At 38.5% G+C, this 14,150-nt stretch carries 10 protein-coding genes; 6 read left to right on the top strand and 4 right to left on the bottom strand.

Annotated elements, in window-relative coordinates:
• Window positions 1-44 precede the first annotated feature (44 nt).
• The 3 genes from glnA to uvrA form a co-directional block, all read right to left on the bottom strand.
• Window positions 45-1,454: a type I glutamate--ammonia ligase gene (gene glnA / locus ACFINO_RS02475; protein WP_375634454.1), complete on the bottom strand. Its 1,410-nt coding sequence runs from the start codon at window positions 1,452-1,454 to the stop codon at window positions 45-47.
• A 59-nt stretch (window positions 1,455-1,513) separates the two neighbouring features.
• Window positions 1,514-1,852: a P-II family nitrogen regulator gene (locus ACFINO_RS02480; protein WP_015856528.1), complete on the bottom strand. Its 339-nt coding sequence runs from the start codon at window positions 1,850-1,852 to the stop codon at window positions 1,514-1,516.
• Between the two features lie 1,074 nt (window positions 1,853-2,926).
• Window positions 2,927-5,842 carry an excinuclease ABC subunit UvrA gene (gene uvrA / locus ACFINO_RS02485; RefSeq protein ID WP_375654996.1) on the bottom strand — a complete coding sequence of 972 codons (2,916 nt, stop codon included), beginning with the start codon at window positions 5,840-5,842 and terminating at the stop codon, window positions 2,927-2,929.
• Between the two features lie 333 nt (window positions 5,843-6,175).
• On the opposite strand from uvrA, the gene ssb reads away from it, so the two are divergent.
• The 5 genes from ssb (at window position 6,176) to ACFINO_RS02510 (ending at window position 11,351) form a co-directional block, all read left to right on the top strand.
• Complete coding sequence (ssb, locus tag ACFINO_RS02490) at window positions 6,176-6,682, top strand: single-stranded DNA-binding protein (protein WP_375633841.1); 507 nt, start codon at window positions 6,176-6,178, stop codon at window positions 6,680-6,682.
• Window positions 6,683-6,909: 227 nt separating this feature from the next.
• Window positions 6,910-9,693 carry a DNA gyrase subunit A gene (gene gyrA / locus ACFINO_RS02495; RefSeq protein WP_375654997.1) on the top strand — a complete coding sequence of 928 codons (2,784 nt, stop codon included), beginning with the start codon at window positions 6,910-6,912 and terminating at the stop codon, window positions 9,691-9,693.
• Window positions 9,694-9,717: 24 nt separating this feature from the next.
• Complete coding sequence (gene coaD / locus ACFINO_RS02500; RefSeq protein WP_375634457.1) at window positions 9,718-10,224, top strand: pantetheine-phosphate adenylyltransferase; 507 nt, start codon at window positions 9,718-9,720, stop codon at window positions 10,222-10,224.
• A gap of 2 nt (window positions 10,225-10,226) precedes the next feature.
• Entirely contained in the window at window positions 10,227-10,820 is a 594-nt protein-coding gene (locus tag ACFINO_RS02505; protein ID WP_375654998.1) for a peptidylprolyl isomerase, read from the top strand.
• An 18-nt stretch (window positions 10,821-10,838) separates the two neighbouring features.
• A complete protein-coding gene (locus ACFINO_RS02510) occupies window positions 10,839-11,351 on the top strand; it encodes a peptidylprolyl isomerase (RefSeq protein ID WP_375654999.1) in 513 nt (170 codons plus the stop codon).
• Between the two features lie 305 nt (window positions 11,352-11,656).
• Here ACFINO_RS02510 and ACFINO_RS02515 read toward each other — a convergent pair whose 3' ends face one another.
• A complete protein-coding gene (locus tag ACFINO_RS02515) occupies window positions 11,657-11,779 on the bottom strand; it encodes a hypothetical protein (RefSeq protein WP_375633837.1) in 123 nt (40 codons plus the stop codon).
• A 1,007-nt stretch (window positions 11,780-12,786) separates the two neighbouring features.
• Here ACFINO_RS02515 and tgt point away from each other — a divergent pair.
• Window positions 12,787-13,905, top strand: coding sequence for a tRNA guanosine(34) transglycosylase Tgt (gene tgt, locus ACFINO_RS02520; RefSeq protein ID WP_375634460.1), 1,119 nt, complete (start codon window positions 12,787-12,789; stop codon window positions 13,903-13,905).
• The last annotated feature ends 245 nt before the right edge of the window (window positions 13,906-14,150 follow it).

The following is a 14,150-nucleotide window of genomic DNA, read 5'->3' on the forward strand; positions in this document are numbered from 1 at the left end:
CAAAAGCCTCCATTTTTAAAATCAAAAGAATGCGTATTGATTGTTTAAACAGAATAGTACATATCAAATTCAACAGGATGGGGTGTTGTTTCGTAACGCAAGACTTCTTGCATCTTTACTTGAATGAAGGAATTAATCTGATCATCATCAAAAACGTCGCCAGCTTTAAGAAAGCCACGATCTTTGTCAAGTGCTTCAAGCGCTTCACGCAGGCTTCCTGAAACAGTAGGGATTTCTTTAAGTTCCTTTAAGGGAAGATCATAAAGATCTTTATCCATAGCATGTCCGGGATGAATTTTGTTTTTGATACCGTCAAGACCAGCCATTAAAAGGGCTGCAAATGCCAAATAGGGATTTGCTGTTGGGTCTGGAAAACGAACTTCTACGCGTTTTGAATTTGGTGAGGAGCTCATAGGAATACGGCAAGATGCAGAACGATTACGTGCTGAATAGGCAAGAAGAACAGGAGCTTCATAACCAGGAACCAAACGTTTATAGGAGTTTGTGGATGGGTTGGTAAAAGCATTTATTGCTTTTGCGTGCTTAATAACACCACCGATAAAAAACAGACAGGTTTCTGATAGTCCGGCATATTCATTTCCTGCAAAAATGGGTTTACCATCTTTCCAAATGGAAATGTGGACATGCATTCCAGAGCCGTTATCACCAAAAACTGGTTTTGGCATGAAGGTTGCTGTTTTCCCATAGCTGTTTGCTATTTGATGTACAACATATTTAAAAATTTGCATCTTGTCAGCCTCGCGAACAAGTGTATCAAAACGAATACCCAATTCATGTTGTCCTGCTGCTACTTCGTGATGGTGTTTTTCGACCTGTACGCCCATATCCTTGAGTGCTGTGAGCATTTCAGAACGCATATCTTGGCAGGAGTCAATCGGCGGAACAGGAAGGTAGCCTCCCTTTATTCGTGGGCGATGCCCTAGATTTCCTGTTTCATATTCCGTATCATCATTAGAGGGAAGTTCACTTGAATCGAGTTTAAACCCTGTGTTGTAAGGGTCCGTTTTATAGCGTACATCATCAAAGATAAAAAACTCAGCTTCTGGACCCACATTGATTGTATCTCCAATGTTTAAAGATTTCATATAAACCTCAGCCCTTTTGGCGATAGAACGAGGATCTCTACGATAAAACTCACCAGAGACAGGATCAAGTACATCACAAAATATGACCAAAGTAGATTGAGCAAAAAAAGGATCAATATGTGCTGTTGCTGGATCTGGCATTAAAATCATGTCAGATTCATTAATTGTTTTCCAACCAGCAATTGAAGAACCATCAAACATGACACCATCACTAAAAGTATCCTCGCTGATCTCTGCGATATCCATTGTAATATGATGCAATTTTCCTCGTGGATCAGTAAAACGTAAATCAACAAAACGGATTTCGTTGTCTGTAATCTGTTTGATAATATCTGATGCGGTTGTCATATTCAATTTCCTTAATATGGCGTTGAGGTGGATAAAAAAGTGAATTTTCTCGTTATTTATTAAAGGGCATCGATACCGGTTTCGTCCGTGCCTATACGAATTGCATCATCAATGGAAAAGACAAATATCTTTCCATCCCCTATATGTTTGGTTTGAGCTGCTTTACGTATTGCATCAACAGTTTGTTCCAGTTTTTCATCGGACACAACAATTTCAATCTTTACTTTAGGTAGAAAGTCAACAACATATTTCGTACCACGATAAAGTTCTGTATGTTCCCTTTGACGACCAAAACCTTTCGCTTCTGTTACTGTAATACCATGTAACCCAATTTTTTGAAGCGCTTCTTTCACTTCATCAAGTTTGAAAGGTTTTATAATGGCTTCAATTTTTTTCATGCTGAAATTATCTCCAACGTTATTTTGTCTTTTTAGACTGCATCACATTATATTGACAACTGTAAGATGTCCAACAGATACTTTGTGCACAAAAAGTCGAAAATAATGATACTCTAAGCTCTTTTAGGAGAGTTTCTTTTGTAGAATACAGCCAAATACTGTTTTTTTGGAAAAAAACTTACAATTCTTATACAAGAATTCAAATAATATAATAAAAGAGTTTTGTTTCTTTTTTGTTAGATAATATCTTGACTTATAAGGATAATTAGACTCTCTCCACATTAAATGAGAAATTCTAATAGCGTAAGATTTTCTCATTTTAGATCTTTTTATCGTCAATCAATCAAAACGATACTTTTATATATCATAAATAGTTATGAGTGTGTGGATAACAACATTTGAAAAAATAAATAAAATGCTTTTTATGAAAGCTTTCGATAACTAAAGGCTTTACAATATTAGGGAGTAGGGAAGACAAATATTGGAAAAAAGTGTGATGATGCCGATTATGCTTCTTCGTAAACGTAAAGATGGTGGTGTACAATAATGAGTTTATCATTATAGCATTCATAGGAGCCGTCGTGAAATGGGCTTGAGAGCATTGAGAAATGTTTCTTTAAAACAGATGTGGGAATTGGCAACGCAAATATATTCCGTTTGGGGCGTTTTGTCCCTTCGTGAGGAATGTGATCTTCATTAAGGAACGCGATAAATAAAAGCGTGAAGCAATGGCAATCTTCATTATAAGATATTGCTGTGGATGTCTTTGAAAATCATAAAGATAAATTAAAAGGAAATGGAAAGATAGGAACTTATTTATACCCTTAAAACTTCGTATTCTTCCCAGTTTAGGCTGTCTGGTCGTTTCAGGTATAAACAAAACAGAGAATAAATACGCAATTATGCGCCCATTCTTATTTGATAATACGACAACTGAAACAGCTTATAAAGCGCTAAATTGTTTTTAGTCTTTGCTTCAAACATGTTGCACCACTGGAATTAGGTGTTGGTTTACAGGTAATAATAAAAGTACAGGCTTTGTTAGTATACTGTATTTTACAATAGAAAGCGTTTCTAAGAATTGGAATTATAGAGAGATGGGCGCAGTAAAACATGTTTTAGAAATTTTCCCGTATAGGAAGCGGGAACCTTAATGATGTCTTCAGGGCGTCCAATTGCAACAATTTCACCACCGCGATCTCCACCTTCTGGTCCTAAATCAATAATCCAGTCGGCTGTCTTTATAACATCAAGGTTATGTTCAATGACTATAACTGTGTTGCCTTGCTCGACTAGTTCGTGAAGCACTTCAAGAAGTTTGGAAATATCATGAAAATGTAAACCTGTTGTCGGTTCATCCAAAATATAGAGTGTACGTCCCGTTGTTTTACGAGAAAGTTCTTTCGCAAGTTTTACACGTTGTGCTTCCCCACCAGAAAGTGTGGTTGCTTGCTGTCCTACTTTTATGTAACCCAATCCTACTTTAATGAGAGTTTCCATTTTATTATGAATAGTGGGAATAGCTTGGAAAAATTCCTCTGCCTTTTCAATTGTCATATCCAAAATATCGGCTATAGACTGTCCTTTGAATTTTATTTCTAGTGTTTCTCGGTTATAGCGTTTTCCTTTACAGACATCGCAAGTAACATAGACATCAGGTAAAAAGTGCATTTCAATTTTGATGACTCCATCACCTTGACATGCTTCGCAACGTCCTCCTTTAACATTAAATGAAAAACGCCCAGCTTTGTAACCGCGGGCTTTTGATTCTGGAAGATCGGCAAACCACTCACGAATCGGTGTAAAAGCGCCTGTATAGGTTGCGGGATTAGAGCGTGGGGTGCGTCCAATAGGGGACTGGTTGATATCGATGACTTTATCAAGAAATTCTAATCCTTCAATTTTGTCATAGCTGGCAGGGCTGTGATGAGAGCCCATGATATGATGTGATGCTGCTTTGAAAAGCGTTTCAATAAGAAATGTTGATTTTCCTCCTCCAGAAACACCAGTTATGCATGTGAAGGTTCCAAGAGGAATATTCGCATTGATATTTTTGAGGTTATTGCCTTTGGCGCCGATGATTTTAAGTATTTTCGTTTTTGATATTTTGCGTCGCTCTGTCGGCATTTTAACAGCCATTTTTCCTGAAAGGTATTGGCCTGTGAGAGAGGCTGAATTTTCTATAATTTCCTGCGGTGTCCCTTGCGCTATGATTTCTCCACCATGAACGCCCGCGGCAGGCCCCATATCGACAACATGATCCGCTGTGAGAATAGCATCTTCATCATGTTCAACAACAATAACTGTATTGCCAAGATTGCGCAAATGGCGCAGCATTTCCAACAGGCGTTCGTTATCGCGTTGGTGTAAACCGATAGATGGTTCATCTAAAATATAAAGAACGCCTGTAAGACCAGAACCAATTTGGGATGCCAACCGAATGCGTTGGCTTTCTCCACCTGAAAGCGTTCCTGAATTTCGAGACAAGGTAAGATATTCCAATCCTACATGATTTAAAAAAGCCAAACGTTCACGAATTTCTTTTAAAATACGTACGGCGATATTACGTTGTTTTTCTGTGAGATATTGATGAACATTGGCAAACCAATCATCTGCTTTTAGAATAGAAAGATCTGATATTTGCCCAATATGCATTCCGTTGATTTTTACAGCAAGTGCCTCTGGTTTTAAACGATAACCGTGACAAGCTGGGCAGGGCGAAGAAGACATATAACGTTCGATTTCTTCTCGAGACCAAGCAGAATCGGTTTCTTTCCAGCGTCTCTCCATATTAGGGATGATTCCTTCAAAAGGTTGGGTCGTTTTATGCGAACCAGAATTATTTTTATAGATAAAAGAAATTTCATCTCTTTTTGTACCGTAGAGAATAGCCTGTTGTGCTTCATTAGAGAGTTCACACCATTGATCTGTGAGTTTGAAACCGTAAGCTTTTCCTAATGCTTCTAGGGTTTGGCTATAATAAAGTGAATCCGATTTAGCCCAAGGAGCAATGGCGCCATTTTTGAGGGTAAGATTTTTATTGGGCACAATTTTCAGTGGATCCATTGCTTTTTTGATGCCCAGTCCATCGCAGAGAGGACAGGCGCCAAAAGGATTATTAAACGAAAAAAGGCGTGGTTCAATTTCAGGAATAGAAAAACCCGATACAGGGCAGGAAAACTTTTCTGAAAAAATGAGCCGTTTGTGTGTATTATTTTTCGACTTATGAGCAGATTCCTTTGTCGTTTCTTTTTGTGCTAAGGGTTGGTCTGCCATTTCAGCAATGGCAAGCCCATTTGCTAGCTGTAAACAGGTTTCTATACTATCAGCCAAGCGAGAGGTGATATCCTTCTGTACAACAATGCGGTCTACCACGACATCGATGTCGTGTTTATATTTTTTATCAAGAGGTGGAATATCAGCGATTTCATAGAATTTTCCATCAACTTTAGCGCGTTGAAATCCTCTTTTTAAAAGTTCTGTTAGCTCTTTTTTATATTCTCCCTTTCGTCCTCGCACCAAAGGGGCCATAATAAAAATTCGCGTTCCTTCTGGTAAGGACATAATTTGATCCACCATTTGGCTTACTGTCTGGCTTTCAATAGGAAGTCCTGTCACAGGAGAATGAGGAATACCAATACGTGCAAAGAGAAGACGCATGTAATCGTGGATTTCAGTAACGGTACCTACCGTTGAACGAGGATTGCGACTGGTTGTTTTTTGTTCAATGGAGATAGCTGGAGAGAGACCGTCTATACGGTCGACATCAGGTTTTTGCATGACTTCCAAAAATTGGCGTGCATAGGCTGAAAGGCTTTCGACATAGCGACGCTGTCCTTCAGCGTAAATTGTATCAAACGCTAAGGATGATTTCCCTGATCCAGAAAGTCCTGTTATAACAATGAGTTTATCACGAGGAAGATCGAGATCAATATTTTTAAGGTTATGCTCACGTGCACCGCGAATGGAGATATATTTTTGATGAGTCATACTTTATCCTTGGCATATGTGGCAAAAATTGAGCACCTAAAATGGAATAAAACTGTTTTTTTAGAATTACAATGTGTTTAACTGCTTTAATGCTAAAGGAAGGTATAAGTTTTGTGAAAAGAAAAATACAAATGAGCAGCTTTTTATTCTCTTGTGGTGGAATAAACTATGCGTCTTTATCATCTTTTGTTATAATTACACGGATACAATATTGGGAAAGGATAGCAATATCCATATTGAAGGTCAATTGCAGACATGTAAATTGAAGGTCGAGATGGTTATAACTGTTATAAAACAGAGTATTTTACGAATTAAAATTTTGGAGTTTATGCGATGGCTGGTAGCCTTAATAAAGTTATTCTGATTGGTAATCTTGGTGCGGATCCTGAAATCCGCCGTTTGAATTCTGGTGACCAAGTGGCAAATTTACGTATTGCTACTTCAGAAAGTTGGCGTGATAGGAATACAAATGAGCGAAAAGAACGCACTGAGTGGCATAATATTGTTATTTTTAATGAAAACCTTGTCAAAGTTGCAGAGCAATATTTAAAAAAAGGCAGCAAAATTTACATTGAGGGGCAGTTACAGACAAGAAAATGGCAAGATCAAAATGGAAATGACCGTTATACAACAGAGGTTGTTTTGCAAAAGTACCGTGGCGAATTACAAATGCTTGATGGGCGGGGAGCCGCGGGCGGGGAGCAAGGAGCAAGTCAAGGGGGGAGTTATAGTGGTGGCTTTGCCGATAGTAACTCAAATCAGAGAAATACGTTTGGTCAAAATAATAATCAATTGGGAGAAAATTTTTCACACAAATTAGATGATGACGTACCTTTTTAAGAGTCTTTATTTGTCGTATTACGATTACTTTATGATTTGTTTGTTTCAGATTTTTGAAGTTTAGCGAAGTGAAAATTGTTGATTATTATTGGTAATTTTAACATAAATTAATAACATATTGAAAAATATTGTTAAATGACTTTTTGTCATGGGGGAGAAATTAGCATTTTGGTGTATTTTTCGATATAAATAAAGTGAAATGATTCTTTTTTGAAAGTTTTAAAATTGTGACCGATCTTACTCCACACCCAGAACGTGATGTGCTAACAGGTATTGAACCAATCAGTATTATTGATGAAATGCAACGCTCCTATCTCGATTATGCGATGAGCGTGATTGTTTCACGTGCACTCCCTGATGTTCGTGATGGTCTTAAGCCTGTTCATCGACGTATCCTTTATGCTATGAATGAGATGGGGCTTTCTTTTAATAAGTCATATCGTAAATCTGCTGGTGTTGTTGGTGAGGTTATGGGGAAATTTCATCCCCATGGTGATGCTTCAATTTATGATGCTTTAGTACGTATGGCGCAGGACTTTTCTTTAAGAAATCCATTGATTGATGGTCAGGGAAATTTTGGTTCCGTTGATGGTGATCCACCCGCGGCTATGCGCTATACTGAGTGTCGTTTAGAAAAAGTTTCAGAAGAACTTTTAGCTGATATTGATAAAGATACTGTTGATTTTCAGGATAATTACGATGGGCGTGAGCGTGAACCGGTTGTCTTGCCAGCGCGTTTTCCCAATCTTTTGGTTAATGGGTCAGGGGGGATTGCTGTGGGAATGGCAACCAATATTCCTCCCCATAATCTTGGTGAAGTCGTTGATGGTTGTATCGCTTTGATTGATAATCCCGATATCACACTCGATAAAATAATTGAAATTATTCCTGGTCCGGATTTTCCTACAGGGGGTATTATCCTTGGCCACTCTGGTGTTCGTGCAGCTTATGAAACAGGGCGTGGCTCAATCATTATGCGTGCTAAAGTTGAGATCGAAGAAATTCGCAGTGGTCGACAAGCAATTATTGTGAGTGAGATCCCTTATCAAGTTAATAAGGCAACAATGATTGAGAAAATGGCTGAATTGGTGCGCGATAAACGCATTGAGGGAATCTCTGATTTGCGTGACGAATCTGATCGTGATGGATATCGCGTTGTTATTGAGCTGAAGAAAGATGTTGTTGCGGAAGTTGTTTTAAACCAATTATATCGGTATACGCCGCTACAAACTTCCTTTGGTTGTAATATGGTTGCTTTGAATGGGGGAAAACCCGAACAGATGACGTTGCTTGATATGCTTCGTGCATTTGTTTCTTTTCGGGAAGAAGTTGTCAGTCGGCGAACAAAATATCTTTTGCGTAAAGCGCGTGAGCGAGCACATGTTTTGGTTGGACTTGCCCTTGCTGTTGCCAATATTGATGAAATTATAGCGCTTATTCGCAAAGCTCCTGATCCGCAGACAGCACGTGCACAGTTAATGGAGCGACGCTGGCCAGCGATGGATGTCGCGCCTTTGATTAAACTTATTGATGATCCTCGTCATATTATTCATGAGGATGGTACTTATAATCTCTCTGAAGAACAGGCGCGTGCTATTTTAGAATTGCGTTTGCAACGATTGACAGCCCTTGGGCGTGATGAAATCGCTGATGAATTGAATAAAATTGGTGTGGATATTGCTGACTATCTTGAGATCTTGGCATCACGTGTACGCATTATGTGTATTGTTAAGGATGAGTTGAGTGCTCTTCGTGAGGAATTTGCAACGCCGCGACGTACCGTATTTGGTTTTGGTAGCGCTGAGATGGAGAGTGAAGATCTGATCGCATCAGAGGATATGGTGGTAACGGTAAGCCATAGTGGCTATATTAAGCGTGTGCCTCTTAATACCTATCGTGCACAGCGACGTGGTGGTAAGGGGCGTTCTGGTATGTCCACGAAGGATGAGGATTTTGTAACGCGGTTGTTTGTTGCCAATACGCATACTCCGGTTCTTTTCTTTTCATCACGTGGGATTGTTTATAAGGAAAAAGTTTGGCGACTGCCGCTGGGGACACCCCAATCGCGTGGGCGGGCTTTGATCAATATGCTTCCCTTACAACAAGGTGAGCGTATTACAACGATTATGCCTTTGCCTGAAGATGAAGCGAGCTGGAGTGCATTAGATATTATGTTCGCGACAACACGTGGAACTGTGCGTCGTAATAAATTATCAGATTTCGTTCAGGTTAATCGTAATGGTAAAATTGCGATGAAACTTGATGAAGAAGATGAAATTCTTTCTGTTGAAACCTGTACAGAACATGATGATGTTGTTCTAACAACAGCCAATGGACAATGTATCCGTTTTCCAGTTGTTGATGTTCGGGTCTTTGCTGGGCGTAATTCTGTGGGAGTTCGTGGTATCAATTTAGCTAAAGGCGATAAAGTCATTTCGATGACAATTTTAGAGCATGTCGAGGCGACGTCCATTGAGCGTTCTGCTTATATTAAACGTGTAATGAGTGAACGGCGTGCTTCTGGTGCAGATGCTGATATTGAAGATATTATAACTCTTGATGAGGAAGATGGGGGTGCTGAAACAGAGTTAACAGATGAACGTTATGCAGAACTTCATGCACGTGAACAAATGCTTTTGACGGTGAGTGAGTTTGGTTATGGTAAACGCTCTTCTTCCTATGAGTTCCGGATTTCGGGACGTGGCGGAAAAGGGATTCGCGCAACAGATCCATCTAAAACAGCTGAAATTGGTAAATTAGTAGCGGCTTTTCCGGTGAAGGCGCAAGATCAAATTATGTTGGTATCAGATGGGGGGCAGCTTATTCGTGTCCCTATTGAGGGAATTCGTACTGCTGGGCGCTCAACTAAGGGCGTTACGATTTTTAATACAGCTGAAGGTGAAAGAGTCGTATCGGTTGAACGTATTTCTGAACCTGAAGATGATACGAGTTCATTAGATGATGAAAGTGTGAAGCATTCTGATACGATTGATATGAGCGAAGAAAAATAATTTTGAAGAGGAAGGAGTAAAATCATGAAAATTGCTCTTTACGCAGGTTCATTTGATCCTCTTACAAACGGTCATCTTGATGTTTTAAAAGGGTGTTTTGTGTTAGCTGATAAGGTGGTCGTCGCTATAGGTATACAGGCTGACAAAAAAACACTCTTTAGCTTTGAAGAGCGTGTTGATTTCATTATGCAGGTAGGGAAAGACTTGTTTGGTGCAGATTCTAATCGATTGCAGGTTCTTTCATTTAGTAACCTTCTCATTGAGAAGGCGCGTGAAGTTGGTGCTTCATTTCTCGTTCGTGGATTGCGTGATGGTACTGATCTTGATTATGAAATGCAAATGGCAGGGATGAATGGCATTCTGGCTCCTGAATTGCAAACTGTTTTTTTGCCGGCAAGTGTTTCTGGGCGTGCGATAACTTCTACATTGGTACGCCAAATTGCCTCTATGGGAGGTGATGTGACACCATTTGTACCGCCCAATGTTGCACAAGCTTTAAGCTTGAAATACCAATCTTTTAAGGGAGAATAAGTGTGTCTCGTAGAATTTTTGCTGTTTTGATATGTGTATTTTGTTTTTTTTCATTGTCCCCTGTCGCTGGTAATCCTAGCCCAGCAAGTGATGCAAGCCTTCTTGTTTTATCTCTCAACAATGGTGATGTTGTTATTCGTCTGCGTCCTGATTTGGCGCCAAAACATGTTGCGCAAATCAAAAGATTAACAGAGGAAGGGGCCTATAATAATGTTGTTTTTCATCGTGTAATTCCTGGCTTTATGGCACAAACTGGTGATGTAGAATTTGGAAAAAAGGGCAGTAGAGATTTTGATCTGAAACGCGTTGGTATGGGGGGCTCAAATTATCCTAATATACCGGCAGAGTTTTCAAAACAGCCGTTTAAGCGTGGTACAGTTGGGATGGCACGATCACAAGATCCGGATTCCGCGAATTCTCAATTCTTCATTTGTTTTGATGATACTGCTTTTTTAAACGGTCAGTATACGGTTGTTGGAGAGGTTATAAAGGGGATGGATGTTGTTGATAAAATAAAAAAAGGTACGACAAGTAATAATGGATCTGTAAAAAATCCTGATGTTATTAATGCTGCTACTTTACAAGTTGAGAAATGAATCAAGGGAGCTTTCCATATGGCTGAGAATAAAAATCTAGAGAATACTTTAATTCTTGAAACAACAAAGGGCAGAGTTGTTATTGAGCTTTTTGCTGATTTAGCACCTTGTCATGTTGCACGTATTAAAGAACTGGTACGTGAAGGTGCTTATGATAATGTTATTTTCCATCGCGTTATTGATGGTTTTATGGCGCAAACAGGGGATGTGCAATTTGGAAAGAAGGATAGTGATAAATTCGATTTATCACGTGCTGGTATGGGGGGGGCAGAAAAAATAAATTTAACAGCAGAGTTTTCAAATCTTTCTCATAAGCGTGGTACAGTTTCTATGGCACGTAGTCAGAATCCAAATTCTGCTAATTCTCAGTTTTTTATTTGTTTTGCAGATGCTCCGTGGCTTGATCGTCAATATTCCATATGGGGACAGGTTGTTGAAGGTATGGAAAATGTTGACAAAATTAAACGTGGTGAACCTGTTGCAGATCCAGATTCAATTACCAAAGCCGTTATTGCTGCGGATGCAAAATAGTATAAATTATACTGACTTCAATTGTAAGTTTCTAAGAAAAAATACTCTTTTCTGATCAATAAAGGCACACAAAACTATTTTGTAGTATCACGCTTACCTTTTATAATTTCGAGCTAAGAATTGTCCATATATTTACTTCAATCGGATCTTCCTGAAGAGTATAATGTAAAGGATTTGTACAAACACCTGTCAGAATAAGAAAACGCAAAGTCTGTTATGTTATGGTTTTTGTTTGGAAAAGTGTTTTATAAAAAATTCGGCATTTCTCTTCAATTTATTGTTGGTCTATTAATGGTTTTATGATGTTATTTTCCTGAGAGAGCGTGTGCTTTTGTTGCTGCTTGTAAATCAACATCCAATCCTAATGCAGCCGCACACATATTAATACGGATAAGAGCCTTACTAGCTGCTCCAGTTTTGCCTAGCAAGGTGGAAAATCAGCGTTTATGTATATTGGTGTAATCTTTAAAATAAGAATTAATCTTAGAAGAATATAATAAAGGCGCAGAAGTGAAACAAATGGCTAGTCTTGCCATCTCCTTTTTAATTCAACTTTACTTTTTTTAAGTATCTAATGCAATATCTTTTAAATAATGAAGATTATGCATGGACTTACGCTTTTATTTTTCTCGTTTTTTAATAGAGGAACGCTCCAAATGGAATATACTTAATGTTGCACATTTACGTGTTTTTTAAGAAGCATTTCTCAGTACATATCAACATTCACTTCCATAATGACGTTCGTGGCGTGTATAGTTTTAAAGCTATAAATCTATTATGCACCACCATCTTTAAAGCTTGTGAAGGAGCAAGAGGGGGACATCATACGCTTTTTCAGCCTCTAATGTTACGATAGAGCTTTTGATATTTGAGAATCTTTACAAAAAGCATTTTTAGTTTTTTTAAGTGTTTTTACACGTTAATTCCTTTTGTGAATTATCTCAAGTGCCAAGAGCTATCTCAATATTGTAAGGGGATAAATGATTATGCTCATTTGCGCTTTTATTAAGCGTGGGGATCACCGTGCTCAGCAGATGAAAAATTTTTATCTGTAAAAGTAAACAATATTGTAGGCTGTACAATGCGTTCAGAATTTTCTTCTATGCGTACAAAGTTATTGCTTATGGAAGTATGTGAAGATGAGATTATTGTGATAATAATTTTGTAGTTCTATCAAGGCTTTAGTGCGTTAAGCGTAGGTATTTTGAGGTATGATATTATAAGGATTTTACTATTTTTCTGGAGCTAGATTATTACTTTTATTATGGTGATTTCTTAACAAGAAATGTTCTTTTATCTCGTTTAATTTTTTATGCTGGTTACAATATTGAGCGAATCAAAAATTAATTCATAAAGCTTATGACAATGCTCGTAAGGGGATATCTTTTTTCTTTCTATAGAGATATGCAGTGATGGAATCAAAAAGACGAGAGTTATGATAAAGACATTTCATTATAGAAAAATTGCTCAAGATGGGTATGCACGTCGAGGCGAAATTATAACGGGGCGAGGATGTGTTCGTACACCCGCATTTATGCCTGTTGGAACGGCAGGAACCGTTAAGGCTATGTATATGGATCAGATACGTGATCTTGGTGCAGATATCATTTTAGGGAATACTTATCATTTAATGTTACGTCCAGGAGCTGAACGTGTTGCGCGTTTGGGAGGATTACATGAATTTTCACGCTGGAGCGGACCTATTTTAACCGATTCTGGTGGCTTTCAGGTTATGTCATTGGCGGGAATCCGTAAAATTACTGAACAAGGTGTGATTTTTCGCTCTTACATTAATGGAGCTTACTATGAAATGAGTCCAGAGCGTTCTATCGAAATTCAAGAACTTCTTGGTGCGGATATCCAGATGCAGTTGGATCAATGTATTGCGTTACCTGCAACTGAAAAAGAAATGGAAAAAGCTATGGAACTTTCATTGCGGTGGGCGCAGCGTTGTAAAACAGCTTTTGGAGATCAGCCCAATAAAGCATTGTTTGGTATTGTTCAAGGTGGTGATAATATGAAACTACGTGAACGTTCTGCTCAAGCATTAAAAGAAATGGATTTAAAAGGTTACGCTATTGGAGGGCTTGCTGTTGGTGAGCCGCAGAGTGTTATGACAGCAGTATTGGATACTACTTGTCCGATTTTACCAGAGGATAAACCACGCTATCTTATGGGGGTAGGGACACCTGATGATATTTTACAAAGTGTTGCTCGTGGTGTTGATATGTTTGATTGTGTTATGCCGACGCGTGCAGGACGTCATGGTTTAGCTTTTACCCGCTTTGGTAGAATTAATTTGCGTAATGCGCGTTATGCAGAAGATCCACATCCTCTTGATCCGCAGTCACTTTGTCCAGCAGCACATGATTATAGTTGTGCTTATTTGCATCATTTGATTAAATCTGGTGAATCTCTTGGGGGGATGTTGTTGACTTGGAATAATCTTTTTTATTATCAACAACTGATGCAGGGAATTCGTGATGCCATTGAAGAAGGCTGTTATGCTGATTTTTGCGCTGAAACGCGCGCTCTATGGGCACAAGGACGCTAAAATATTAATCGTAATATAGCGTTTCATTTTTTTATTGAATTTATTCTTGCATTTACAAATTTAGCTAAAAATATGAAATTAGAAACACCTTCCAAAATTATAAATTCCACTATCCTAAGATATAGAAGTGCGGTTTTATAGGGCATATATTCTTTTTCTAATTACTATATAAAACAGAAACTGTTACTCCGGTACGCGCTACCTGATCCGGAGAAAAACAGTTTATTTCTGTTTCTGATGACTGT

It is taken from the genome of Bartonella sp. AA83SXKL (assembly GCF_042196965.1).
Taxonomy (GTDB): domain Bacteria; phylum Pseudomonadota; class Alphaproteobacteria; order Rhizobiales; family Rhizobiaceae; genus Bartonella.